Below are 25,636 nucleotides of genomic sequence, written 5' to 3'. Positions count from 1 at the left end.
CCTACATACATTATGCACGAAAACTTTCGGTTAGGCACTTATCAAAGAGGCACTATTTGTAATAGCACCGACTGTGTTAATAGTTATTCGCGACGCTTAGGCTTGCGCATAGCTTGAACCGGACGGCGTTTGTGCTTATCACGGCTCCAGCGGTTTTTCTCGTCGGGTGTTAGTGCAGGTACCTTGCGAGTTTCCAGGTTTGCTAACGTAGCTAGGTCGTCGACCTCATCCTGGGAGAGTTCAACCCACTCGCCTGCTTTAGCGCGCTTATCAAGGAATATGTTGCCGTAGCGCACCCGCTTCAGACGGCTAACCGTTAGCCCCTGAGATTCCCACAGGCGGCGTACTTCACGGTTACGACCTTCTAAAATCACCACGTGGAACCAGGTATTAATGCCTTCGCCACCAAACTCTTGTACGTCAGTAAAGCGCGCAGGACCATCTTCTAACATGACGCCATCAACCATGGCGACAATATGCTCGCGCTTGACTTCACCCATCACTCGAACCGCGTACTCACGCTCTACCTGGGTCGAAGGGTGCATTAGCCGGTTTGCAAGCTCGCCGTCTGTGGTGAATAGCAACAAGCCGCTAGTGTTAATATCCAAACGGCCAATGGCAACCCAGCGCTCGCCTTTCAGGCGCGGGAGACGCTCAAACACCGTGCGACGCCCTTCTGGGTCTTTGCGCGTGCACAACTCTCCTTCCGGCTTGTTGTACATAATCACACGGCGGGGCACTTCCTCTTCGGGGCGCAGCGACACAGGGCGATCATCAAAACTGACCTTGTCGCGGGCTTCTACTCGGTCGCCTAACTTGGCTACCTGGCTATTAACCTTTACCCGGCCGTCGGAAATGGCAGTTTCCATTTCACGGCGTGACCCCAGCCCTGCCCGGGCCAGTACTTTTTGCAGCTTTTCACTGGCGGGGGGCGTGGTGTTATTACTCTGACTCATGGTCGTCTGACCTCACATCGTTAGTCTGCGTGCGCGCATCATCATCGTTACGCTGCGCACGTGCCGCTAAGCGCGCCTCTAAATCGGCAAAACTCAGCGGCTGGGTTAACGCCGTCTCGGCGTGTTTATCAGCTATCTCTGCTGCAGCAGTCTCAGCTGAAGCTATCTCTTCACTCTGGGGTGGCGCACCTTGCACGGTTTCTGGCGTTTCGTCCAGTGCTGGTTGTGCTTCATCTTGCTCAATAACCGTATCGCTATCATCGGTATTGACCAATTCATGCATCGGCGGCAATGCATCCAAGGTTTTCAAGCCAAAATCATCTAAAAAGTTGCGGGTGGTGGCATAAACGGCTGGTCGCCCTGGTACATCTCGATGGCCTACCACGCGAATCCATCCCCGCTCCATTAGCGTACGGATAATAGAGCTGCTAACACTTACACCGCGTACGTCTTCGATATCACCCCGCGTCACCGGCTGTCGATAAGCAATCAGCGCCAATGTTTCCAACAATGCCCGGGAGTATCGCTGTGGCCGCTCATCCCATAGGCGCGATACCCAATGAGAGAGCCGTGGGCGAATACGCAGCTGAAACCCTGACGCGGTCTCTACTAGCTCCAGCGCTCCTTCTTCATGGCGCAGGACAAGGCGGGACAAAGTATCGCGCAGCGCTTTTTTAGACGGACACTCGTCTTCTAAAAACAGCGTTTCAAGCCGCTCTAGAGAAAGCGGCTCGCCAGCGGCGAGCAACGCCGCTTCAATAATATCGTCTAACGTGGTGTCTCTCACGGCGACTCCTCGTCAGGTTCAAATGCTGACTCCTCAAACGCGTACTCTTCAAACGCAGACTCTGAGGCGTCATCGTCTGAGTCAGCCTCTTCAAATGCGCTCTCTTCTCCATCCGTGAGGGCTGCACGTCGCGCACGCACATGAATGGGCGACAGTGGCGCGTTCTGAACAATTTCGATCATGGCTTCTTTGGCTAATTCTAAAATGGCCATAAACGTAACAACGACTCCAGCACGCCCCTCTTCCAGCGTAAACAACGCTTCAAACGGGGTATAGCGCTGATGGTCCCCGTCGTGACTTAACTGCTCCATAATTTTCAGCATGCGTTCGCGGGTAGAGAGTACCTCGCGGCTGATTTGGTGGGCTTGCGCCAACTCAGCGCGTTTCAGAATATCCGACAGCGCCCCCAGCAGTTCATCTAGCCCTACATCGGGATGAATTACCCGCGCCTCTAACGGGGGCAGGCCCGCCTGTACACTAAACCAGTCACGCCCTACCCGAGGCAGCGTGTCCAACGTTTCGGCGGCTTCCTTTAAGCGCTCATACTCTTGCAGACGGCGAATCAGCTCAGCCCTGGGATCTTCTTCCTCTTCGCCTTCTGCCTTCGGTGGGCGCGGCAGTAGTGTGCGGGATTTAATTTCCGCCAGCATAGCCGCCATTAATAAGTACTCTCCGGCCAGCTCAATCTCCATGGCTTTCATCAGTTCCACATACTCAATGTATTGATGAGTAATGGTCGCCACATTGATCGTCAAAATATCCAGGTTCTGACGGCGAATAAGATAGAGCAGCAGATCAAGCGGCCCTTCGAAGGCCTCTAGAAACACGCGTAGCGCCTCCGGAGGTATATAGAGATCCTCCGGCAACTGCATGATGGGCTCATCAAACAGACGCCCAAGCGCTTCCGCTGCCGGTTCGGCAGTTGGCGCAATAAGTTCGTGATCAACGGGGGCGTTTGGCGTCTCGCTCACGCGGGGCGTGTTCCTTTTTAGTTAAACATCCATGGTTAGTTAAGCGCCCATGGTTAGTTAAATGGCTATGCTCGCCAGTGTAACAGCGTGTCACCTATCGAGGCATTATCGCTAGCCTGCCTCAGCCGCCTTGCGATAACGCCCTTGGTAGTCAAACAGCTTATCGCGAAGCTGCCAGTGCCGCCCGACTTTACGCCCCACAACAAAATCAGGATGGCGCAGGCGGCGCTGCTCTTCGACCACTTCGGCCGGCGAAGCAGGCTGCCACTTAGCGCCTGGGGCACGCAGGTGGTTACGTAAAAAAACAGCATAAAATGCCCGCCGCTGAGCAGGCGTTTCCAGCGCAAACCACTCCGCCAAGCTCGCGCCATCTTCATCGTAGTAAGTCACTTTTAAACGCGGCAGCCCCCGCCCATTGGTCGTGGCCTCTAACTGCATACCGCTGACTCGCAGCACTTTGGCATCTTTTAATTTGAGTGCGTCTTTGAGCTTATCGTCGGCATCCACCAGCAGTTGCTCGCAACCATGACATCGGCGGGCGGCAATATCATTCTCAGCGCCACACTGCTCACAAACTTTAAAGCGAAAACGAAAATCACACTGTTTTTGATCGGTGCCCTGCCTGCCCTTGCCCGGCTTAGCGGGCGGATTGGGGTTGTCTACCAGCCCCTGGCAGCGGCGGCCAAAATGCTCAATCACCAGCTCTCCATCTCGTTTGCCCCAGAACAGATTGGCATGGCCACACGCCGGGCACTCAACCTGGACCGGTTCGCTGTCGCTGTCTGGTTTTGGCTCGCCGACTTCTGGCGCATAAAGGTCCCAGGGATTGCCGGCGAAATCCAACACTAGGCAGTTGGTTTTGTCCGGCGATAAACGCAGCCCTCGACCAACAATCTGCTGATAAAGGCTCACCGATTCCGTGGGCCGCAGAATAGCGATTAAATCCACATGGGGCGCATCAAATCCGGTCGTCAGCACGGCGACGTTGACCAGGAATTTAAGCTCACGCGCCTTGAACGCTTCAATCAGAGAGGCGCGCTCTTGGGAGGCCGTCGCGCCGGTAATCAACGCCGCTTGGTCCGCAGGTAAGTAGCTGATGATTTCTTCAGCATGAGCGACCGTTGCGGAAAAAACCATTACCCCTTGACGTTCTTCAGCGTACTCAACCACCTGCTGAATAATCCTTGGCGTAGCACGGCTACCGGCAACAACGCGATTGAGCTCTTCCTCACGAAACAACCCACTGGGCGCAGGGGCCAAGGCAGAAAAATCGTAGCCTTCAATGGCCATATCCAGCCGTTTAGGCGCCGCCAAAAAACCTTGTTTCACCATCAATCGTAGCGGCTGTTCAAAGACGCAGTCGGCAAAGAAGCACGCTTCATCGCCACGCACCATGCCATGGTGATGGCGGTGGTAGATAAATCCCTGCCCTAACCGAAACGGCGTAGCGGTTAAGCCGAGAATTTTTAGCTGTGGGTTCTGACGCTGCAGATGCTCAATCACTTGGCGATAGCTGGCATCTTTTTCTAGCGATACTCGGTGGCATTCATCAATCACCAGTAACGTAAAACTGGCGTCACTGAAGCGCTCCAGATTACGCACCACCGACTGCACCGAGCCAAACACCACTTGTCGGCTGGCTTCTTTACGCTTAAGACCTGCACTGAAAATATCTGCCTGAAGCCCGTAGGCTTGGTACTTGGCATGATTTTGCTCAACCAGCTCACGCACGTGGGCCAGCACCAGCACACGGCCACGGGCTAGCCTGGCCAGCTCAGCAATCACTAACGACTTACCGCTCCCAGTGGGCAATACCACCACTGCAGGCGCGCTGCTGGCACGGAAGTGGCCCACCACGCGCTTTACAGCCTCCGTTTGGTAGGGGCGTAAACGGGGTGGTGGGCCAGAAATGGGATCGCTGGAAGGGCTGAATTGAGGCATGTCAGTCGAAACGCGGGGCGCGACGCTCCATTCGTGCACTCACCGCCTCACGCTGCTCGGCACCGGCTAAAAGCTGCTGCTGCAAATGCGCTTCGAGGGCTAGTCGATCACGAGGGGCTAAATCCGGACTGCATGCAAACAGTTCACGAGCCGCAGCGACGGCACGAGGTGAGCGCGAGGCAATAAGCGCAGCGGTTTCCCGGGCGGCTTCCTGGGGCGTATCGCTCAGGCGGCTGCCCAAGCCCAACTGATAGGCCTCTTCACCTGATACCTTGCGCCCACTTATCGCCAATTCCTGGAGTACATCCTGACGCAGCCCCGCTCCAGTCACGCTAATGGCCATATCAGGGATGATCCCCCAGTCGATCTCAAGCAGCGCCAGACGTGCGCGGGGGTGGAGAATGCGGATATCGGCGCCCAAGGCTATCTGCAAGCCGCCGCCGTAAACATGCCCGTGCAGAGCAGCCACCACGGGAACGCCCGCCTCGCGCCAGCCTAGAGCCAAGCGCTGAACCGGGTTGATGCCCGCTTCATCGGACGCCAGCAGGGTGGGCAGCCGCTCCGCCTCGCTCATGATCGACGCCATATCGAGCCCCGCGCAAAAGCTGTCACCATCGCCGCTCAAGACCACCGCACGCAGCCCAGCGAGCTGGGTCAGGCACTGTTGGGCTGCCAACAGACCATCAATCATGGCCCAATCCAGGCCATTATGGTGGTCAGGTCGCGACAACATGACCTCAGCCACGTGGTCAGCGAAGGTTAGGGTCACACGTTCATTGAGGATTTGATGCATTCGAGCTCCCAGAAGATTCCTTTGGCTCGCCATCGATGGGCGATAGCTGAGCTTGTGAAGTAGTGCGCTTATGACGTGATAAAAGCGCTTGTGAACTGAGTGTGGCGCGAAGATGAAGCATTTTCAAACACACGTTTCATTCTATCGCAACCACCGCCAAGATCACTTCTCCACCACAGGAAAAAAGCGGCCCGCAGGCCGCTTTTCTTTAGCATGGCAGGGCGTATCAGCCCAGCCATACACGGGCGTTACGGAATAAACGCAGCCAAGCGCCATCCTCAGTCCACTCGGCCGGACGCCAGGAGTTGGTAACCGCGCGAGTCACCCGCTCTGGGTGAGGCATCATAATGGTCACACGGCCATCCGGTGTGGTGAGGCCGGTGATTCCTGACGGCGAGCCATTAGGGTTAGCTGGGTAGCGGGTTGTTACTTGACCGTAGTTGTCGATATAACGCAGCGCTATCTGGCTGCTGGACTGCATACTGCGCAGATGCGCGGTATCACGGAACTCAGCACGTCCTTCGCCGTGGGCCACAGCAATCGGTAATTTAGAGCCTTCCATACCCGCCAGCAGAATCGACGGGCTTTTCTCTACCCGCACCATCGCCACACGTGCTTCAAACTGCTCAGATTCGTTACGCTCAAACGCAGGCCAGCTTTCAGCCCCCGGAATCAGTGTCTTAAGCTGCGAGAGCATCTGACAACCATTGCACACGCCCAGCGAGAAGCTGTCATCACGGGTGAAGAAGTTGGCAAACTGCTCACGGGCACGCTCATTGAACAGTACCGACTTCGCCCAACCGCCACCTGCGCCCAGCACATCGCCATAAGAGAAACCGCCGCAGGCGACTAGCCCTTTGAACTCATCAAGCGAAACACGCCCTTCCAGGATGTCACTCATGTGCACATCCACTGCGTCAAAGCCCGCTTTATGGAATGCCCAAGCCATCTCGACCTGACCATTAACACCTTGTTCGCGCAGCACGGCAACAGCAGGCTTGGCCGTGTTGATAAACGGCGCGCTGATATCATCGTTGATATCAAAGCTAGGCGCGGCGCTTAGGCCAGGATCACGAACATCCAGCAGGTTATCGAATTCGTTCTTAGCGCATTCGGGGTTATCACGCAGCGCCTGCATGCGGTAACTGGTTTCCGCCCAGGTGCGCTGAGTCAGTTGGCGAGTAGTTTCCAGCAGCGGCTCTTCAAACAGCGTTACCCGCACCTGGTCGTCATAACGGGGACGCGCAATAACACCGCATGTTTCGATACCTGCAACGGCAAACTGGGTGAGCACTTCTTCAGTGTGCTCACGGCTCACCTGAATCACCGCACCCAGCTCTTCAGAGAACAGCGCATTGAACGCTTCCACCGGCTCATCAATCAGCCAGTCCAGCTTAATCTCAAGGCCCGCATGGGCAGCAAAGGCCATTTCCAACAGCGTGACCAGCAGGCCACCATCGCTACGGTCGTGGTAGGCCAGCAGCTTGCCATCGCGGTTGAGCCCCTGAATGACCTCAAAAAACGCCTTCAGGTCTTCTGGGTCATCAACATCAGGACAGTCATTACCGACTTGACCATAGACTTGCGCCAGCGCAGAACCACCTAAGCGGTTTTGTCCATTTCCCAGGTCGATCAGAATCAGATCTGATTCGTCCTGCTCCAGATTGATTTGCGGTGTCAACGTCGCCATTGCATCGGTCACTGGCGCAAACCCCGTCACCACCAGCGAAAGCGGCGATGTAATGCTCTTTTCGTCAGCCTCATTACCTTCCTGCCAAGCGGTACGCATTGACATGGAATCCTTACCCACCGGAATGGCAATGCCGAGTGCCGGACACAGCTCCATACCTACGGCATGTACAGCATCATAGAGCGCCTGATTTTCACCGGGATGGTCGGCAGCGCTCATCCAGTTAGCTGAAAGCTTAATATCCGACAGTTTGGCAATTGGCGCCGCAGCTAAGTTAGTAATCGCTTCGGCAACCGCTAAGCGGGCGCTGGCAGCAGGGTTAATCAGCGCCACTGGCGGGCGCTCGCCCATCGCCATGGCTTCACCAGCGTGGGTGTCGAAGCTAGCAGTGGTCACGGCCACATCGGCCACCGGTACCTGCCAAGGGCCAACCATCTGATCGCGGGCGACTTGGCCGGTAATTGAACGGTCACCAATGGTAATCAAAAAGCTCTTCGATGCCACGGTTGGCAGGCGCAACACCCGATCCATCGCTTCGCGCAGATCCAGGTTGTCGAGCATAACGCCAGATAGCTCAGGGGTTTGACGTTCAAACGAGCGCGTCATCTTCGGCGGCTTGCCAAACAACACGCTCATCGGCAGATCGACCGGCTTGGTATCAAAATGACCGTCGCGAACTTCCAGATGATGATGCTCCATGGCCTCGCCGACCACCGCATAGGGGCAGCGTTCGCGCTTGCACAGTGCGTCAAAGGTATCCAGGTCTTCGGGGGCAACGGCCAGCACATAACGTTCTTGGGCTTCGTTACACCAAATTTCCAGCGGACTCATACCCGGTTCAGCATTAGGCACTGCACGCAGATTGAACAGGCCACCGCGATTACCGTCTTTGACCAGCTCCGGTAAGGCGTTGGAAAGCCCGCCTGCGCCCACGTCGTGAATAAAGCGAATCGGGTTTTTATCGCCCAGTGCCCAACAGCGGTCGATGACCTCCTGGGCGCGACGTTCAATTTCCGGATTTTCCCGCTGTACCGAGGCAAAATCCAAGTCCGCGCTAGACTCGCCTGACGCCATGCTAGACGCTGCACCACCACCCAGGCCGATCAGCATGGCTGGGCCGCCCATCACGATTAGCTTGCCACCAACGGGAATTTCGCCTTTCTGCACATGGTGAGCACGAATATTGCCAAAACCACCGGCCAGCATAATCGGCTTGTGGAAGCCGCGACGCTCGATACCATCGTCGCTCAGCGTATCCTGCTCGTAGGTACGGAAGTAGCCCGTCAGATTAGGCCGGCCAAATTCATTGTTAAACGCCGCACCACCGATGGGGCCGTCCAGCATAATTTGCAGCGCTGACTGCATACGCTCTGGTTTGCCGTAATCAAACGCTTCCCAGGGCTGTACGAACTCGGGGATACGCAGGTTGGATACGGTAAAGCCCGACAGGCCTGCCTTCGGCTTGCCACCGATACCGGTCGCCCCCTCATCACGAATTTCACCGCCAGAACCGGTTGCCGCGCCTGGGAATGGTGCAATCGCTGTAGGGTGGTTGTGGGTTTCCACCTTCATCAGAATATGGATGGGCTCTTGGTGGGCGTCGTAGCTGGCCCGCTCCCCCCCAGCGCCAGTCAGTGGCGTGGGGAAGAAGCGCCCCCCCTGGCTACCCTTGATCACCGCCGCGTTATCGCTATAAGCCGAGAGTACGTTATCCGGCGAGGTCGCAAAGGTGTTCTTTATCATCTTAAACAGCGAATGGCTCTGGGCCTCGCCATCGATAACCCAGTCCGCGTTGAAGATTTTGTGGCGGCAGTGCTCCGAGTTCGCCTGGGCAAACATCATCAGCTCGACATCGCTAGGGTTGCGACCAAGCTCAATAAACGCAGCCACCAGATAGTCGATTTCATCGTCGGCAAGCGCCAGCCCTAATTCTCGGTTGGCTGTCGCCAGCGCTTCGTGGCCGCCTTCCAAGATATCGACACTGCCCAGTGGCGCAGGGGTATGATGAGCAAACAGTTTGACCGCGTCAGCAACGTCAGCCAGCACGTTCTCCGTCATACGATCGTGCAGTAGCGCGCTGATCACACCTAACTGTTCTGCGCTAGGCGCTCCGCGCAGTGCTACCCGATAATCGACACCGCGTTCGATGCGATCAATCTGGTGCAGCCCACAGTTATGAGCAATATCAGTTGCTTTAGAAGACCATGGCGACTGGGTGCCTAAACGCGGCACAACCAGGAAGCGCTGGGCGTTTTCAGGAATGTCTTGGCTCGCGTGGCTGCCATAATCAAGCAGCTTGGCCAAACACTCCTGGGCAGCATCATCCAGTGTCTCGCGGTGGTCTATGAAGTGGACATAATGGGCGGACAACGCCTCCACCTCGGGAACACGTTCACGCAACACCGTTAACAGCCGTTCATGGCGGAAGGCAGAAAGGGCAGGTGCGCCTCGCAGTTCGAGCATATCTGGGAGCCTCTAAAGCAGGAAGAGTTCGTGCGGGAAATCAGTGGGCCGCAGCGCGGCAATCTCACTATGATACTGGAAAGCGGCGGTCACACGAAATCAACAAGGTGACAGCATCTCTCAGGCTGGGTATCGTGGCAGCTTGTTTCATGCCGACAAGACGCCATGCTGACGTTGATTTGCCGACATTTTATAACGCGTTATCGCGCTTATTTTGCAGTCATTGTTACGCTTTTCTTAGCGTTAATTCCGCGCGCCACGCCGGTACCGCAAGGTGAGCACCTCGCTCAGATCATCGCGAAAGAATTTATTACGATTCATACCCGTAACACACCAACCACTTACTATGAAGGCCGCCAAGGCCCCACTGGCTTTGAATATGAGCTGATGCATCGGTTTGCTGACTATTTGGGGGTTAGCTTAAATCTCAATGCAAGCCACCATCCTGAAAGCGTGCTGCCAGCAGTACGAGGACAAGGAGACCTAGGTGCTGCGGCGCTACCCTTGCTGCCAGATTCACCCGGCATTCATTACACCCGCTCAATAATCCAGATGCAGCCACTGGTGGTTTATCGTCGCGGCTTGAACGGCATAAACGAGCCAAAAAATTTAGTTGGTTTGGAATTAGGCACGCTTAGCGAAGCAGGCACCAGCCAATCACTCCTCGCCCTTCAGCGCGACTACCCAAGCTTAAGCTGGAAAGAGTCTCACGAGCTTGAAGTAGCAGAACTGCTGGCTCGGGTGGAAAACGGCACGCTGGATGCCGCAATTATTTTTGATCATCAGTTTCGTCTCAATCGGCTTTTTTTTCCTAACGTCGAGCGCGGCTTCTTGCTAGGAGAGCCGCTATCATTAGCCTGGGCGGTGCCCAGCGGGCGCGGACTGGGGCTATTGGAAACTGCCAATCAGTTTCTTCAAGAACTGCAGGAAAGTGGCACGCTGGAGCAGCTCGTCAGCCGCTATTTTGGCCATGATGATTATTTGGAGTACGTGGGAACACGCACGTTTTTAGCCCATCTTGATGAACGCCTGCCAACCTATAGCGAGCTTTTCAAAAAGGCTGCTCGAGACACGGGGTTTGATTGGAAACTGCTGGCTGCCGTGGGCTATCAGGAATCTCACTGGGACCCTAACGCAGTGTCTCCCACCGGGGTGCGCGGCCTAATGATGCTCACCAACCCAACCGCCAGCGAGATGGGCGTCGCTGACCGCACTAATCCTGCCCAGAGCATTGATGGTGGCGCCCGCTATTTACGCAGTATTAAAGATCGTCTGCCAGAGAGCATTGTCGGTAATGACCGGCTCTACATGGCGATGGCGGCCTATAACGTGGGACTTGGACACCTATACGATGCCCGCAAGATCGCCGAAATGCGCGGCGGCAACCCAGACAGCTGGCAAGATGTCCGTGCAGCGCTGCCCTTACTTCAGCAACGGGAATGGCATAGCCAAACTCGCCATGGCTATGCACGCGGCGGTGAGCCGGTGATCTACGTACGCAACATTCGCCGCTACTACGAGATGATTGAGTACGTCGAACGCAGTCGCCAGCAGTTTTTCCAGTTGGGACAAACGCTGGTTAGCGATGAGCCTCTGTTACTCTTTGATATTATTCCACCCGTGGAGCAATGATTGGCTGCTACCCACAATACCGCCACTCGTTGACGATAGTAGCGGGCTAGCGTTTCGTAGCAAAAAACTGTTTTAGCAATTTTTTTGCCGGCGCTGCCAGCACGCCACTGGTGACAACTACTTGATGATTGAACCACGGCTGAGCAAGCAGGTTAGCTTTTGACTCGACCATCCCCGTGCGCGGCTCTGCCGCACCATACACCAAGCGCGCTAAGCGGGCATGAACCATGGCACCCGCACACATCATGCATGGCTCAAGCGTCACAAATAGTGTGCAGCCCTCTAAGCGGTAGTTACCTACCTGCTGCCCAGCCGCTCTCAGCGCGCGAATTTCCGCGTGACCGCTAGGGTCACAACTCGCTACCGGTGAGTTTCGCCCTGCTCCTATAATGGTACCCAAAGCATCCACCACTACGGCCCCCACCGGCACCTCACCCTCTTTAAAGGCAAGGTGTGCTTGGTCAAGCGCTCGGTGCATGTAAAATTCGTCGCTGCGTATCAAGACAAACTCCGCTAAGGTAGCAAAACGATCGTTTTAATTGTGCCATAGCCGCAAAGATACCCTGGCAAACATTAGCGGCCAAACGGACAGCACTAAGGATACCGAGAATGAACGATGCGCTGAAGTTACTGGTAAGCTTACTAGAGCTGGAAACACTTGAAGAGACGCTATTTCGTGGCCAAAGCCAAGACCTCGGCTTCCCACAGCTCTACGGCGGCCAGGTATTAGGCCAAGCATTAGCAGCGGCGGCACGCACCGTGCCCGATGATCGCCGCCCACACTCCCAGCATGGCTATTTTCTGCGTCCCGGCGACCCTCACCGCCCCGTCGTCTACCAAGTAGACACGATTCGCGATGGTGGTAGCTTTACTACTCGGCGCGTTACCGCTATTCAAAAAGGGCGCCCGATCTTCTTCTGTAGCGCTTCGTTTCAAAGCGCCGAAGAGAGCATTAGCCACCAGCGCACCATGCCCCACGTGCCTACGCCAGAAGCGTTAATCGAAAGTGGAGATGTAAAGCATGCGCGTTTCCCGGGTCATCCTATCGAGTTTTTGCATTTAAAAGGCAATCCAGACAATGCATCGCCTGCAGGGCAGTGTCTATGGTTTCGCCTAGCGGGCGGAACGCTGCCCGATGACCCAGCCCTGCATCGCCATCTGCTTTCCTACGCATCGGACTTCAACCTACTAACGACCGGACTGGTTCCCCACGGTATCAAGTTTACCGATCCTAAACTGCGCATCGCCAGCCTGGACCATGCCCTGTGGCTACACGAAGATCCCCGTCTGGATGACTGGCTACTCTACGTGATTGACTCTCCCTGGGCAGGCGGCGCCCGCGGTTTAGCGCGCGGTCATATTTACCGACGCGATGGTCGCTTGGTGGCCTCTACCGCTCAAGAAGGACTGGTGCGCTACCCGCAACAGCACTAAAGCACATCAATCAACCGATTCGCAAAAACACCGACGCCCGCTATCAGCGGGCGTCGGAGGATACATCAACGTGCGCTAAAAAGTTTACGCACCGTAAACGTCATTAATAGTTTTGAGCGGATAGTGCGCGGGATAAGGCTTACGCGCCACACCTGAGTCTACGGCTGCCTGAGCCACCGCCGAAGAAACTCGCTCAAGCAGGCGAATATCGACCGGCGTCGGGATAATGTACTCACGCCCAAAGCTCATCTCAGTGCGCTCGTAGGCGTCTAACACTTCTTGGGGTACCGGCTCTCGAGCTAGATCCTTCAGGGCGTGGACAGCAGCCAGCTTCATGGCTTCATTAATGCGTGTCGCCCGAACATCCAAAGCACCTCGGAAAATAAACGGGAAACCCAATACGTTATTTACCTGATTCGGGAAATCCGAACGACCGGTGGCCATGATCACATCAGGACGTGCCTCGCGGGCCACAGCCGGGTGAATTTCCGGATCTGGGTTAGTACAGGCGAAAATAACCGGGTCTGCGGCCATTTTTTTCACTTGCTCGGCAGAAAGCAGCCCTGGGCCTGAAAGACCAATAAACACATCAGCACCGTCGATGGCATCGTCTAACGTGCGCATATTGGTATGGCGGGCGAATTCAGCTTTATACTCGTTAATGCCATCGCGATCAGCGTGAATAACACCGCGACGATCAAGCATCACCAAATTCTTTTTACTCGCGCCACAAGACACTAGCAAACGCATGCAGGCAATCGCTGCTGCCCCCGCGCCCATGCAAACAATCTTCACATCTTCAATGCGCTTATTGGCAATATCCAGCGCATTAAGCATACCGGCAGCGGTCACAATGGCCGTACCATGCTGATCATCGTGAAATACTGGAATACTGCAGCGATCAATCAAGGCTTTTTCGATTTCAAAGCACTCGGGTGCTTTGATATCTTCCAGGTTAATACCACCCCAGGTATCCGCAATACGCGCCACCGTATCGATAAACGCCTGAGGGCTTTCAGCATCCACTTCAATATCGACTGAGTTAATGCCTGCAAAGCACTTAAACAGTACGCCCTTACCTTCCATAACCGGCTTACTGGCCAGCGGACCAAGGTTACCAAGACCTAGAATGGCAGTTCCGTCAGAAATGACAGCGACCAGATTCCCTTTACCAGTGTAGCGATACGCGTTTTCCGCCTCACGGGCGATTTCGCGAACCGGCTCAGCAACGCCAGGGCTATACGCCAGCGCCAGATCACGCGCGGTAGCTGTGGGTTTGGTTAACTCCACAGACAGCTTACCGGGAATCGGTTTAGCGTGATAATCCAAAGCCGCTTGCTTATTTGCATCCATCATGGTCAAGGTCCAATCAGCCTAAAGTAGAAAAGTCACTCCAGAATATAGAAAAAACCCATGCGCCTCAAGCACGTAGTAAACTTTGCAGAAAAACAGTTGTTTCAACCCCGTTTCCAACATGTTCGTAACTTTTCAACACCATTTGCTGCAACTTATAAATGAACGCGATAGCCATAAAGGTTTGCTTATTGATGCAATGCGGCATTTATGAAAATAAATTCCATTAAAAATTATAAAAAACCAATTTTTCCACAGGCCTGCCTGTGCAGAAGCGGCTGTGGACAAGTATCTATTTTAAGCATCTGCTAGAAGCATCCATGGATGCATCATTACTAGGTAGAATAAGCCTTCAAAAGGCCTATCAGGTAAGGAAGGGAAAGGAAAATGGAAAAAGCGTGCCTCTGAGAATAAAAAGCCCACGCCGTAGCGTGGGCTTATATTGCAAACACATTGTGTGTTTGCAGCAGCGCAAATCCGTTAGGATTAGCCGCGCTTAACGGCAGCGCCGAAACGCTTGTTAAAGCGTTCTACACGGCCACCAGTGGTCGCTTGCTTCTGCTTACCAGTGTAGAACGGGTGGCAGTTGGAGCACACGTCCAGAGAGAAGTCCTGACCAGAGGTAGAACCAACCTGGAAGCTTGCACCGCAAGAACAGCTAGCGGTGACCGTGTTGTAATTCGGGTGGATACCTTGTTTCATCTTGAGCCTCATGAGCTGTATGCCGCCACCTGATCCGTTGCCAAGCACCGCATACGGGTTTGAAAAAACTGCTAACCGGTTAACCGCTCCATCCTATAGATTCAGAGCGGCCGCGCATTCTAGCAAACTAAACGCCGGAGGCCAATTGTCCGACTCTGTTTCTAACCAGGCACGCCCTCAAGGCGGGTCCACAGCACCTTTTCAAGTGCTAAAAGTCGCTCTACCATCACCGCTGCGGCGTTTATTTGACTATTTACCAACACGCCAACCACCCGCTTGTGGCTGGCAGATAGGCCTTAGAGTGCGCGTCCCCTTTGGCCGCAGAGAAGTGGTCGGCGTGGTGACAGAACTTGCCAATGGCAGCGAACTGCCTCACGGGAAGCTACGCGCTATTAGCGAGGTGCTCGATGACGCCCCCCTGCCCAACGACTGGCAGTGGCTATGCCATTTCGCGGCCCGTTATTATCAGCACAGTTTAGGCGACACAATGCAGCTGGCCATGCCCGCTCGGCTGCGCCAGGGCCACCCAATGGGAGGGCGAACGCAGACCCTGTGGCTGCCGCTATCACCTGGGGACGACCTGCCGCTTCAGCGAGCACCGAAACAAGCCGAGCTGTATGCCCTGCTGCGTCAGCATCCACATGGGCTGGCTGGTCGAGCCATCACTGCTCATGGTTTCACCCGTGAACAGCTTCTAGCCTTGCAAAAAAAGGGCTTCGCCCGTGCCCAGGAAACCACGCTAACCGCCACACCGCACGCTGGCGGCAACCTGCTGGCCTCACCATCACTGCCGCTGAACAGAGAGCAGGCCTCGGCACTTGCCGTATTGCATGAAAAGCTCGATAGCTACCATCCTTGCTTACTTGAAGGCGTAACCGGAAGCGGTAAAACCGAAATCTACCTTCAGCTAATTGAAGCCCTCGCCGCTAAGGGCAAGCAGTCTCTGGTGTTGGTGCCTGAAATAGGCCTCACGCCTCAAACCCTGGCGCGCTTTAAGAGTCGCTTTAGGGTACCGGTAGTGGCGCTACACTCAGGGCTTACCGACCTGGAGCGCCTGGATGTATGGGAAGCCGCAGCCAATGGCCGCGCGCTAGTCATTATCGGCACCCGTTCGGCTATTTTTACGCCACTCAAAAACCCAGGCGCCATTATCGTCGACGAAGAGCATGATGGCTCCTATAAACAGCACGACGGGCTTCGCTACCACGCCCGGGATTTAGCCGTTGCCAGGGCTCATTACCACAACATCCCCCTGCTGTTAGGCAGCGCCACGCCTTCTTTTGAGAGTTTGCAGCAAGCGCTTTCTGGCCACTATCGCCATCTGCGCCTCACCCAACGTCCCAGCCGACACCCACCAGCCAAGCTTGAATTGATTGACCTACGTCATCAGCGACGCCAGGGGGGGCTGCTGCCCGGCGCCATCACCGCTATCAAAAACACCTTAGCGTCAGGCAAGCAGGCGCTGGTTTTTATTAACCGACGGGGATTCGCACCAACGCTGGCTTGCCATAGCTGTGGGTGGATCGCCGAGTGCGGACAGTGCGACTCGCGCATGACGCTGCACCGCCAGCCTCCCCTTTTGGCCTGCCACCATTGCGATAGTCGGCGCGCGCTACCAGACGCTTGCCCCGAGTGTGGCAGCGGCGACCTGCGCGCCCTGGGCAGCGGCACCGAACGAACGGAAGAGACATTGCAGGGATTGTTCCCAAACGTCACCGTTCACCGTATTGACCGCGACAGTACGCGTAAAAAAGAGAGTTTTGAGCAGATACTCAAAGAGATCCAACGAGGCGAGCCATGCTTGCTCGTCGGCACCCAAATGCTGGCGAAAGGCCATCACCTGCCCCATGTCACGCTGGTCGTCGTCGTTAATGCCGACGGTGGACTTTACGCTGCTGATTTTCGCGCGCTGGAACACAGCGCGCAGTTGCTGGAGCAGGTCGCCGGTCGCGCTGGGCGTGCCGCTCATCCAGGGCGAGTACTGGTACAAACGCTGCACCCAGATGACCCGCACTTGGGCCAACTTGCGGAGCACGGTTATGGCGCACTCGCCCGCAGCCTTTTGGAAGAGCGCCGCCTCGCTATGCTGCCGCCTTTTTGCTTTATGGCATTGCTACGCATTGAAAGCCCCCATGAAGAAGCTGCCACCGCTTTGGGCCAGCAGGCTGCTCAAGCGCTCCGCCAATGGTTAACAATTGTAAAATTGCCGGTGCGCTGTTTGGGCCCCGTTCCAGCTCCCATGGAGCGCCGACAAAACCGTTATCATGTGCATATCATGCTGGCAGCAGACAAACGTAGCCAGCGCCATACCGCCGCTAACTGGCTGGTACAGTGGTTAGAGGCCAATCGTGAGGCGCGCAAAGTCCGTTGGTCAATCGACATTGACCCGCAAACGCTCGCGTAGAGACAGGGATATCACGGGCCATTGGCTCGCCCTGTAATGTAATACGGCTTTGAAACTGCGCGCCAATTGCCGATAATGGCCGCTTTGCCGCTGCCTAACATGAGCGCATGCACACGCCGCCACTGACGACATTCGGATATTTAAATGAAAGACACAATTGTTACTTTGCTAGAAGGCGCGATTGACGCGCTTAAGCACCAAGGCGTGCTGCCCGACGATCTACAGCCGACGATTAAAGTTGACCCCACTAAAGATAAAGCACACGGCGACTACGCCACCAACCTAGCCCTTATGCTGGCGAAGCCCGCAGCAAAGAAGCCGCGCGAGCTAGCCGACCTACTGGTCGCCGCCCTCCCTGCGAGCGATGCCATTCAAAAAACCGAGATTGCTGGCCCCGGCTTTATTAATTTTTTTGCTGCCACAGATGCGGCCGCTCAAATTGTTGCTCAGGTGCTCGATAGCGGCGATGCCTTTGGCCGCAGCCTGATTGGCAAGGGCGAGAAAGTCCAAGTGGAGTTTGTTTCTGCCAACCCGACAGGACCTCTTCATGTTGGCCATGGCCGTGGCGCAGCAATAGGCGACTGTATTTGCCGCCTGTTAGAAGCCACCGGCTACGATGTGACGCGCGAATTTTATTACAACGATGCCGGCGCCCAGATCAAAAATCTGGCGCTTTCTGTTCAAGCTCGCGCCAAGGGCCTTGGGCCAGATGACCCCAGCTGGCCAGAAGACGGCTACCGCGGCGAGTACATCGTTGATGTGGCCAATGACTACATGGCAGGCAAAACGGTGGCAGCCGATGACCGTGAAGTCACCGCTAAAGCAGATGCTAATGACCTAGATGCCATTCAGGCTTTCGCTGTCGCTTGGCTACGCCGAGAACAGGATTTAGACCTGAAAGCGTTTGGCGTTGAGTTTGACGTCTACTTCCTTGAGTCATCGCTTTATCAAGACGGCAAAGTAGACGCGGCCGTTGAGAAGCTCGTTGCGAATGGCCATACGTACGAAGAAGACGGTGCCATGTGGCTGCGCACCACTGACTTTGGCGATGACAAAGACCGCGTGATGCGCAAACGCGAAGGTGGCTACACCTACTTCTTACCGGATGTGGCCTACCACCTGAATAAGTGGCAACGCGGCTTTAAAACCGTGATTAATGAGCAAGGCGCTGACCACCACTCCACGGTTACCCGTGTTCGTGCTGGCTTGCAGGCACTGGAGGTCGGCATCCCCAAAGGCTGGCCCGACTACGTTCTGCATCAAATGGTAATGGTGACCCGCTCAGGCGTAGAGGTAAAACTGTCCAAACGTGCTGGCAGCTATGTCACCGTGCGCGACCTGATTGATGAAGTTGGCCGTGATGCTACCCGCTTCTTCCTGGCCGCACGCCGGGCGGACTCGCAGCTTACTTTTGACATCGACTTGGCACGCTCGCAGTCGAACGATAACCCGGTGTATTACATTCAATACGCTCATGCGCGGGTATCCAGCATGCTGCGCAAAGCCGAAGATGCAGACCAGCCATTCAACCACAGCGTCGCTCTAGCTAACCTCGCACTGCTCGATAGCGACCAGGAAAAGGCCGTGCTTAATCGCTTGGCACGCTACCCAGAAGTGGTTGAAAACGCCGCTAAAAATCGCGAGCCTCAGCAGGTTGCTCAGTATCTATTGGATCTTTCAGGTGATTTCCACACCTGCTACAACGCCGTTAAAGTCATGGTCGAAGACGATACCCTGCGCAACACACGCTTAGCTCTTGGACTAGCAACCAAGCAGGTGCTTCGCAACGGCCTTGATCTTATGGGGGTTAGCGCCCCAGAGGAGATGTAAGCGATGGCCAGCCCAAAAGAGAAGCCCGCCCGCCGAGGCGCAACCTCTCAGCGCAAAGCCAGCAAAAGCTCAGGTGGCGGATTCAAAATCCCTGGCTGGCTTTGGGGGATAGCAGGTTTAGCGGCAGGCTTCTTCCTAGCGCAGCATCAACATGGCACAGCTCCTTGGCAAGAGCAGGAAGACACGCCCCAAGCGACTGTCTTGCCTAAGCCTGCTGACAGCGATGAGCGCAGCGCTGCGCGTCAAACAGAAACCGTCGCCGAGCCATCAATGCCAACGTTTGAGTTCTACACGCTGCTGCCAGACACAGAAGTCATTGCTCCAGGCGTGTCACTGCCATCAACCGTGAACCGCCCTGAAGCAGCACAGCAGGAACAAACGACGGCAAGTAACGAAACAACGACAAGCAACGCAAGTGCGCGTCAGAACGATGACCCTATTGCTCAGGTTATTGCAGCTAATATGCGCCCTGAAGAGCAAGTGGCCGCTGCCCAGCAAGCGCCTGCCAGCAACACGCCTAACCGCTACATGCTACAGGCCGCGTCGTTTCGGGAGCTAAGCGATGCCGAGCAGTTGCGTGGCCGTCTGCGCAACTTAAGCCTGCTGGCCCAAGTTAGCGAAGTAAAGGCTAATGGCGATACTTGGCACCGTGTTCAAGTAGGCCCTTACGAAGATACTCGTGAGCTTAACCGCGCCCAAGACTTAATGGCCACACAAGGCATTGAGCCACTGCTGATCCAACTGCAGAACTAGTCTAACCACAGACTATTTTAACCCAAGGGCTAGACAGGCTTTCATCGTCATAAGCCCCGTTAAAAAAACAGTTTATCTAACAGCTTTATTTAGCGGGCGGTTGATTTTTTATCAGCCGCCCGCATTTTGTTGTGAATCGCTTTTTATACGGTCTTTTAAAATGGCCGATCAGTCATCGGGAGCATGTGTCTCCCCCAAGGAGTTATCTCCATGACCACTATTGTATCCGTACGCCGCGGTAATCAGGTTGCCCTTGCAGGCGACGGCCAAGTATCACTGGGCAACACCGTAATGAAAGGCAACGCGAGTAAAGTACGCCGCCTGTATCGTGGCAAAGTACTCGCTGGTTTTGCTGGCGGCACCGCCGATGCCTTCACCCTGTTTGAGCGTTTTGAAGCGCAGTTAGAAAAACACCAAGGACACCTCACCAAAGCAGCGGTTGAGTTGGCCAAAGATTGGCGCACCGATCGAGCGCTGCGCCGCCTGGAAGCGCTACTGGCCGTGGCGGACCACAGTGCCTCGCTGATTATTACCGGTAACGGTGATGTGGTTGAGCCTGAACGCGGCATTATTGCTATTGGCTCTGGCGGCAACTTTGCCCAAGCAAGTGCCCGCGCACTATTGGAAAACACCGAGCTTTCTGCTCGTGAAATCACTGAAAAGTCTCTCGAAATCGCCGGCGACATCTGCGTATTTACCAATCACCACGTGACGCTCGAAGAGCTGAACATCAACGACCGTTGAGGCCCTTTTTATGACTCAGATGACACCCCGCGAAATCGTCCACGCCCTGGATCAATACATCATTGGTCAACAAGATGCCAAGCGCGCCGTGGCCATTGCCCTGCGTAACCGCTGGCGTCGCATGCAACTAGACGATGAGTTGCGCCCGGAAGTGACTCCAAAGAATATTCTGATGATTGGCCCTACCGGCGTGGGTAAAACTGAAATTGCTCGCCGCCTCGCCAAGCTAGCCAGAGCGCCCTTCATCAAGGTCGAGGCGACTAAATTTACCGAAGTGGGCTATGTAGGCCGAGACGTTGAGTCGATTATTCGCGACTTGATGGAAGCCGCCATCAAAATGGTGCGTGAATACGCGAAGGAAGAAGTCGGCCATCGCGCTGAAGATGCCGCTGAAGATCGCGTTCTAGATGCACTGCTACCACCGCCCCGCGGTCAGGAAGATAAGCCTCGGGAAGATAGTGGTACGCGTCAAACCTTCCGCAAAAAGCTTCGGGAAGGCCAACTGGATGATAAAGAGATCGATATCGAAGTTTCCTCCCACGGGCAAGGCATCGACATAATGACGCCGCCAGGCATGGAGGAGATGACCAACCAGCTACAGAGCCTGTTCTCCAACATGGGCCAGCAAAAGCGCGAACAGCGCCGTGTAACGGTCAAAGAAGCACTGGTTCTGCTGCGCGATGAAGAAGCGGGCAAGCTGGTCAATGAAGAAGAGATCAAAGCTCGCGCTGTCGAAGCCGTCGAGCAGCATGGGATTGTCTTCTTGGATGAAATCGACAAAGTTGCCAAGGGTAGCGGCCAGTCTAGCGGTGGCGAAGTCTCCCGCGAAGGCGTTCAGCGTGATCTGCTGCCGTTAATCGAAGGCTCTACCGTGTCAACCAAATACGGCATGGTCAAAACCGATCATATCCTGTTTATTGCCTCGGGTGCCTTCCACCTATCGCGTCCCTCGGACCTTATTCCAGAGCTACAAGGACGCTTGCCGATCCGTGTTGAGCTGGATGCGCTGACCCCCGGCGATTTCCAGCGGATTCTCACCGAGCCCTCCGCCTCGCTCACTAAGCAGTATCAAGCACTGCTGGCTACCGAAGGGTTGGATATCGAGTTCACTCCAGACGGTATCGAGCGTATTGCCGAAATTTCCTGGCAAGTAAACGAAGGCACCGAGAATATTGGTGCTCGCCGTTTACATACAGTGCTGGAACGACTGCTTGAAGAAGCCTCCTTCAAAGGCGGCGACATGGATAGCCCGCTGGTCATCGATGCCGATTACGTCAATGCCCAACTGGGTGAGCTAGCAGTAGACGAAGACCTATCGCGCTATATTTTGTAAACGCGCTTATATCGGTATAGCCCGCAGCAGCTTGCCCGCTTTTTACGCTCGCAAATGCTGCTGTTCAGGCTGCGCTGCGTCTAACGTTACGCACGCGAACAACATCCCTGTTGCCCGTGCTCGATCGACGCCCTGTCGATCAAACGTTAGCCGTGGCGCTTGCCTTCACGCATTTGCTAAAGCGCAAATAGTCGGTCAATCCGCTTTAGCTCAGTATCGTTAAAGGTGACGTCATCCATGAATGCCCCTACTTCTACGAATGCCCCCACCCCAACGCGGGTTCACTACCATAAACAGGCTCGCGAACTAGAACTTGGCTACGCCACGGGTGAAAACTTTCGGCTGCCTGTCGAATTTTTACGGGTCTACTCACCTTCAGCCGAAGTGCGTGGCCACGGCGGCGATACTGCCGTACTGCAAGTGGGTAAAAAAGATGTCGGCCTGCAAAACATTACCCAAGCAGGTAATTACGCTCTGAAATTGCACTTTGACGACGGCCACGACAGCGGCCTTTACAGCTGGAACTATCTTTACGACTTAGCTCAGCATCAAACAGAGTATTGGCAAAACTACCTACAACGCCTAGAAGAGGCTGGCGCCTCCCGCGAACCAACTGGTATCCAATTCAAACAGCTGTGACGCTTGACCTCAGTTGAAGCGCAGACAAGCTGGGGGTGAGAAGGCTACAATGTCGCTAACCATTTATTGCGACGACCTTTTGGTCGATTATTACCGCCTCGAACTCGGGAGCTAGAGCCCCATGAGCCCCTCTGAAAAACGCACCACCCATTTTGGTTACCAGGAAGTCGCGGTTGACGAGAAAGCGTCTCGTGTTGCCGATGTCTTTCACTCGGTAGCCGCGCGCTATGACATCATGAATGACTTGATGTCTATGGGCATCCACCGCATCTGGAAGCGCCTTGCTATTGAGCGCGCAGGTGTTCGTCCTGGGCACCACGTGCTGGATATTGCTGGCGGCACTGGCGATTTAACGCTCAAGTTCTCTCGCTTGGTTGGCCCGCGTGGCAAAGTGGTATTGGCCGACATTAACGCCTCTATGCTCAACGTTGGCCGCGACAAACTGATGGATAATGGCGTCGGAGGTAACGTTGAGTTTGTACAAGCCAACGCCGAGTGCCTGCCATTTCCGGACAACAGTTTTGACTGCATTACGATTGCCTTCGGACTGCGTAACGTCACCGACAAAGACGCTGCACTGCGCTCTATGACACGCGTGCTAAAGCCCGGCGGACGGTTGCTAGTGCTGGAGTTTTCAAAGCCAAATAGTGCGCTGCTGTCGAAAGCCTACGATGAGTACTCCTTCCGCCTGCTGCCTAAAATGGGCGAACTAGTAGCCGGGGACGGTGAGAGTTATCGCTACCTCGCCGAATCTATTCGCATGCATCCCGACCAGGAAACCCTGAAAGGCATGATGGAAACGGCAGGGCTTGATCGGGTTGAATATACCAACCTGACCGGCGGCATCGTTGCCCTTCACCGCGGCATTAAATTATGAACTCACCGACAATGAGGTCAGCATGCTAGTCACCCCGACCCTGTTGCTGGCCGGATGTGAACGCACGTTGAACGCCTTGCTTGCCCGTGATCCGGCTGCGCCTGCGCGTTTGTCCGCGTTAGCAGGAAGTCGACTACTGGTAAGGCTTGAAAAGCCTCACCTTCAGCTGGTGCTGCACTACCACCATGCAGGTATTGATCTGCTGCGTGGCGATGATTTAGACGAAACTGACGTCGATGCCATCGTCGAACTCACTCCTGAAACACTCTCTGAGTGGTTAAGTGGCTCCTCCATTGAGCGGTTGATGTTTGATGGCAAGCTTTCTGTGCGTGGCCGCATCCACCTTCTGGAAGCCACCCGAGACCTACTCTTTGATCTGGATATCGACTGGGAAGGCGAGCTAGCTCGCTGGCTGGGAGATATGCCCGCTCATTCACTGGCCGAAGGTGTCCGACGCGCCGCGCGCTGGGGGCTAAGAGCGAAAGATGAGCTGCTGCAAGACGTTTCTGAATACGTATTTGAAGAAGCCCGCATACTCCCCGGCCGCCAACAGCGCGATGTGCTCCGCGATCATTTGACCGAACTAGAGATCTCCACCGACCGCCTGGAAGCCAAGCTCAATCGCCTGCATAAGCGTTTGACACAGTTGACGGCCAGCCAGTCGCCAAACAAGCAGCCACACCTCGAGGAGCCGCACTGATGAGCCTGCGGTTATTGAAGATCTCTTGGATAGTGGCTCGCCATCGCTTGGATACGTTGATACCCGTTGAGCGGCTACCGTTCTGGCTACGTGCCTTAATGACGCTTTCGCCTCTAAAACTGTTTCCTGTCGGGCAGCGCAGTCGCGGCGAGCGACTGCGCCTGGCCTTGGAAGCGCTGGGGCCGATTTTTATTAAATTTGGCCAAATGCTCTCGACCCGTCGAGACCTATTGCCCGAAGACATCGCCGATGAATTAAAACGGCTGCAAGACCAAGTGCCGCCCTTCCCCGGCGAACTAGCCGCTGCACGGGTCGAAAAAGAGCTTGAAATGTCGCTTGTAGAGGCATTTGCCGCCTTTGACCGAGTGCCTTTAGCGTCAGCATCGATTGCCCAGGTGCATGCGGCAACGCTGCATAGCGGTGAAGATGTCGTCGTCAAAATTATTCGCCCCGGCATCGAGCGCATTATGCGCCAAGATATGGCGCTGATGTATCAAATCGCTAAGTTGCTGGGTAAAGTGCCTGACGCGAAACGCTTACGCCCCGTAGAAGTGATTCGTGATTACGAAGCCACCTTATTTGACGAACTTGATCTCTACAAAGAAGCGGCAAACACATCGCAACTTAAACGTAACTTCAAAGACTCACCGCTGCTGTTTGTACCGACAATCTATTGGTCATACACCCGCCGCCATGTCATGGTTCAGGAGCGCATTCGCGGCGTGCCTGTGGCTGATTTAGACACCCTCAAGGCGCGTGGAACCAACCTTAAGAAGCTGGCTGAACGCGGCGTAGAAATCTTCTTCACCCAGGTCTTCCGAGATAACTTCTTCCATGCCGATATGCACCCCGGCAATATCTTTGTTAACTGCGATGATCCTGAAGATCCACAGTATATCGCCATCGACTGCGGCATCGTGGGGAGCCTTACCCGAGAAGATCAAGACTACCTAGCGCGCAACCTGCTGGCCTTTTTCCATCAAGATTATTACGAAGTAGCGGCGTTACATATTGAGTCCGGCTGGGTGGGCGAAAACACGCGCGCTAACGAGTTTGCAGCCGCTATTCGTACCGTATGCGAGCCCATTCTTGAAAAGCCGCTAAAAGATATTTCGTTTGGGCAGGTGCTGTTAGGACTGTTTCAAACAGCACGACGCTTTAATATGGAAGTACAGCCACAGTTAGTATTGTTGCAAAAAACGCTGCTTAACATCGAAGGACTGGGTCGTCAGCTTTACCCTGAACTGGATCTGTGGAGCACTGCGAAACCATATCTAGAAAAGTGGATGAAACAGCGCGCTGGTATCGGCGGCCTTTGGGAATCGCTCAAACGCCAAGCGCCGGAGCTTTCTCATCAGTTGCCTGAGCTACCCGTGCTAGCGCATCAAGCGCTGAGTCGAATGGAGCATGAACACCGCCAGCGTCATCAGCAAGTGGCCTCAATTAGTGACGTTCAGCAGCAACTGACGCGCCAGCATAAGCGTCATTACCGACTGCGTATCGGCCTTATCTTGCTTGCTATTGCCCTGGCTTGGCAGCCGCTGAGCAGCTGGGCATCGGCTCAAGAGTGGCCTGTCTTAGTAGCTGCGGGAGTAGGTTTGTTGCTGCTGCTATGGCAATGAAACATTCTGGCA

Annotated in this window: 20 protein-coding genes; 11 read left to right on the top strand and 9 right to left on the bottom strand. The window is 55.1% G+C overall.

The genetic code is table 11. The features are described 5' to 3' along the window. Positions 1 to 83: 83 nt before the first annotated feature. The 6 genes from rluB to purL all read right to left on the bottom strand — a co-directional run bounded on the left by rluB (position 84) and on the right by purL (position 9,601). The gene (gene rluB, locus INT21_RS04670) at positions 84 to 956 is read right to left on the bottom strand and encodes a 23S rRNA pseudouridine(2605) synthase RluB (RefSeq protein ID WP_089039779.1); all 873 of its coding nucleotides are present in this window, start codon (positions 954 to 956) and stop codon (positions 84 to 86) included. Next, a complete protein-coding gene (gene scpB, locus INT21_RS04665) occupies positions 943 to 1,743 on the bottom strand; it encodes an SMC-Scp complex subunit ScpB (RefSeq protein WP_193084884.1) in 801 nt (266 codons plus the stop codon). The genes rluB and scpB overlap by 14 nt, the downstream gene beginning before the upstream one ends. After that, the gene (locus INT21_RS04660) at positions 1,740 to 2,714 is read right to left on the bottom strand and encodes a segregation and condensation protein A (protein WP_193061911.1); all 975 of its coding nucleotides are present in this window, start codon (positions 2,712 to 2,714) and stop codon (positions 1,740 to 1,742) included. Before INT21_RS04660 ends, scpB begins: the two co-directional genes overlap by 4 nt. A gap of 111 nt (positions 2,715 to 2,825) precedes the next feature. Further along, complete coding sequence (locus tag INT21_RS04655; protein WP_193061919.1) at positions 2,826 to 4,655, bottom strand: DEAD/DEAH box helicase; 1,830 nt, start codon at positions 4,653 to 4,655, stop codon at positions 2,826 to 2,828. Between the two features lies 1 nt (position 4,656). Further along, complete coding sequence (locus INT21_RS04650; protein WP_193061910.1) at positions 4,657 to 5,448, bottom strand: crotonase/enoyl-CoA hydratase family protein; 792 nt, start codon at positions 5,446 to 5,448, stop codon at positions 4,657 to 4,659. A 226-nt stretch (positions 5,449 to 5,674) separates the two neighbouring features. Then, positions 5,675 to 9,601, bottom strand: coding sequence for a phosphoribosylformylglycinamidine synthase (purL, locus tag INT21_RS04645; protein WP_193084883.1), 3,927 nt, complete (start codon positions 9,599 to 9,601; stop codon positions 5,675 to 5,677). 165 nt (positions 9,602 to 9,766) lie between these two features. On the opposite strand from purL, the gene mltF reads away from it, so the two are divergent. After that, positions 9,767 to 11,233, top strand: a complete 1,467-nt coding sequence (mltF, locus tag INT21_RS04640) for a membrane-bound lytic murein transglycosylase MltF (protein ID WP_193061908.1) — start codon at positions 9,767 to 9,769, stop codon at positions 11,231 to 11,233. A gap of 46 nt (positions 11,234 to 11,279) precedes the next feature. Here mltF and tadA read toward each other — a convergent pair whose 3' ends face one another. Continuing rightward, on the bottom strand, positions 11,280 to 11,732 hold the full coding sequence (tadA, locus tag INT21_RS04635; RefSeq protein ID WP_319022096.1) for a tRNA adenosine(34) deaminase TadA: 453 nt from the start codon (positions 11,730 to 11,732) through the stop codon (positions 11,280 to 11,282). 110 nt (positions 11,733 to 11,842) lie between these two features. Here tadA and INT21_RS04630 point away from each other — a divergent pair, with 110 nt between their 5' ends. Continuing rightward, positions 11,843 to 12,667, top strand: a complete 825-nt coding sequence (locus INT21_RS04630; protein WP_089039787.1) for an acyl-CoA thioesterase — start codon at positions 11,843 to 11,845, stop codon at positions 12,665 to 12,667. 84 nt (positions 12,668 to 12,751) lie between these two features. On the opposite strand, the gene INT21_RS04625 is transcribed toward INT21_RS04630, so the two are convergent. Further along, positions 12,752 to 14,023: a malic enzyme-like NAD(P)-binding protein gene (locus INT21_RS04625; RefSeq protein ID WP_089039788.1), complete on the bottom strand. Its 1,272-nt coding sequence runs from the start codon at positions 14,021 to 14,023 to the stop codon at positions 12,752 to 12,754. A gap of 483 nt (positions 14,024 to 14,506) precedes the next feature. Then, positions 14,507 to 14,722 carry a 50S ribosomal protein L31 gene (gene rpmE / locus INT21_RS04620; RefSeq protein ID WP_009724828.1) on the bottom strand — a complete coding sequence of 72 codons (216 nt, stop codon included), beginning with the start codon at positions 14,720 to 14,722 and terminating at the stop codon, positions 14,507 to 14,509. Positions 14,723 to 14,741: 19 nt separating this feature from the next. Between rpmE and INT21_RS04615 the strand changes: the two genes are divergently transcribed. The 9 genes from INT21_RS04615 (at position 14,742) to ubiB (ending at position 25,624) form a co-directional block, all read left to right on the top strand. Further along, positions 14,742 to 17,126 carry a primosomal protein N' gene (locus INT21_RS04615; protein WP_193084882.1) on the top strand — a complete coding sequence of 795 codons (2,385 nt, stop codon included), beginning with the start codon at positions 14,742 to 14,744 and terminating at the stop codon, positions 17,124 to 17,126. Positions 17,127 to 17,270: 144 nt separating this feature from the next. Next, positions 17,271 to 18,956, top strand: a complete 1,686-nt coding sequence (gene argS, locus INT21_RS04610; RefSeq protein WP_193061905.1) for an arginine--tRNA ligase — start codon at positions 17,271 to 17,273, stop codon at positions 18,954 to 18,956. 3 nt (positions 18,957 to 18,959) lie between these two features. After that, complete coding sequence (locus tag INT21_RS04605; protein WP_193061904.1) at positions 18,960 to 19,709, top strand: SPOR domain-containing protein; 750 nt, start codon at positions 18,960 to 18,962, stop codon at positions 19,707 to 19,709. Between the two features lie 210 nt (positions 19,710 to 19,919). After that, positions 19,920 to 20,453, top strand: a complete 534-nt coding sequence (gene hslV / locus INT21_RS04600; RefSeq protein ID WP_193061903.1) for an ATP-dependent protease subunit HslV — start codon at positions 19,920 to 19,922, stop codon at positions 20,451 to 20,453. 10 nt (positions 20,454 to 20,463) lie between these two features. Further along, positions 20,464 to 21,786, top strand: coding sequence for an ATP-dependent protease ATPase subunit HslU (hslU, locus tag INT21_RS04595; RefSeq protein WP_172421953.1), 1,323 nt, complete (start codon positions 20,464 to 20,466; stop codon positions 21,784 to 21,786). A 237-nt stretch (positions 21,787 to 22,023) separates the two neighbouring features. Continuing rightward, positions 22,024 to 22,425 carry a gamma-butyrobetaine hydroxylase-like domain-containing protein gene (locus INT21_RS04590; protein ID WP_193061902.1) on the top strand — a complete coding sequence of 134 codons (402 nt, stop codon included), beginning with the start codon at positions 22,024 to 22,026 and terminating at the stop codon, positions 22,423 to 22,425. 121 nt (positions 22,426 to 22,546) lie between these two features. Beyond that, a complete protein-coding gene (ubiE, locus tag INT21_RS04585) occupies positions 22,547 to 23,302 on the top strand; it encodes a bifunctional demethylmenaquinone methyltransferase/2-methoxy-6-polyprenyl-1,4-benzoquinol methylase UbiE (RefSeq protein WP_193061901.1) in 756 nt (251 codons plus the stop codon). Between the two features lie 22 nt (positions 23,303 to 23,324). Beyond that, entirely contained in the window at positions 23,325 to 24,002 is a 678-nt protein-coding gene (locus INT21_RS04580) for a ubiquinone biosynthesis accessory factor UbiJ (protein WP_193061900.1), read from the top strand. Then, the gene (ubiB, locus tag INT21_RS04575) at positions 24,002 to 25,624 is read left to right on the top strand and encodes a ubiquinone biosynthesis regulatory protein kinase UbiB (RefSeq protein WP_193061899.1); all 1,623 of its coding nucleotides are present in this window, start codon (positions 24,002 to 24,004) and stop codon (positions 25,622 to 25,624) included. The genes INT21_RS04580 and ubiB overlap by 1 nt, the downstream gene beginning before the upstream one ends. Positions 25,625 to 25,636 lie beyond the last annotated feature (12 nt).

Origin of the sequence: Halomonas sp. 3F2F, assembly GCF_014897805.1 — a bacterium.
Lineage (GTDB): Bacteria > Pseudomonadota > Gammaproteobacteria > Pseudomonadales > Halomonadaceae > Vreelandella.
Note: the sequence above shows the minus strand (reverse complement) of the source record. Positions and strands in the feature narration are given on the sequence as shown.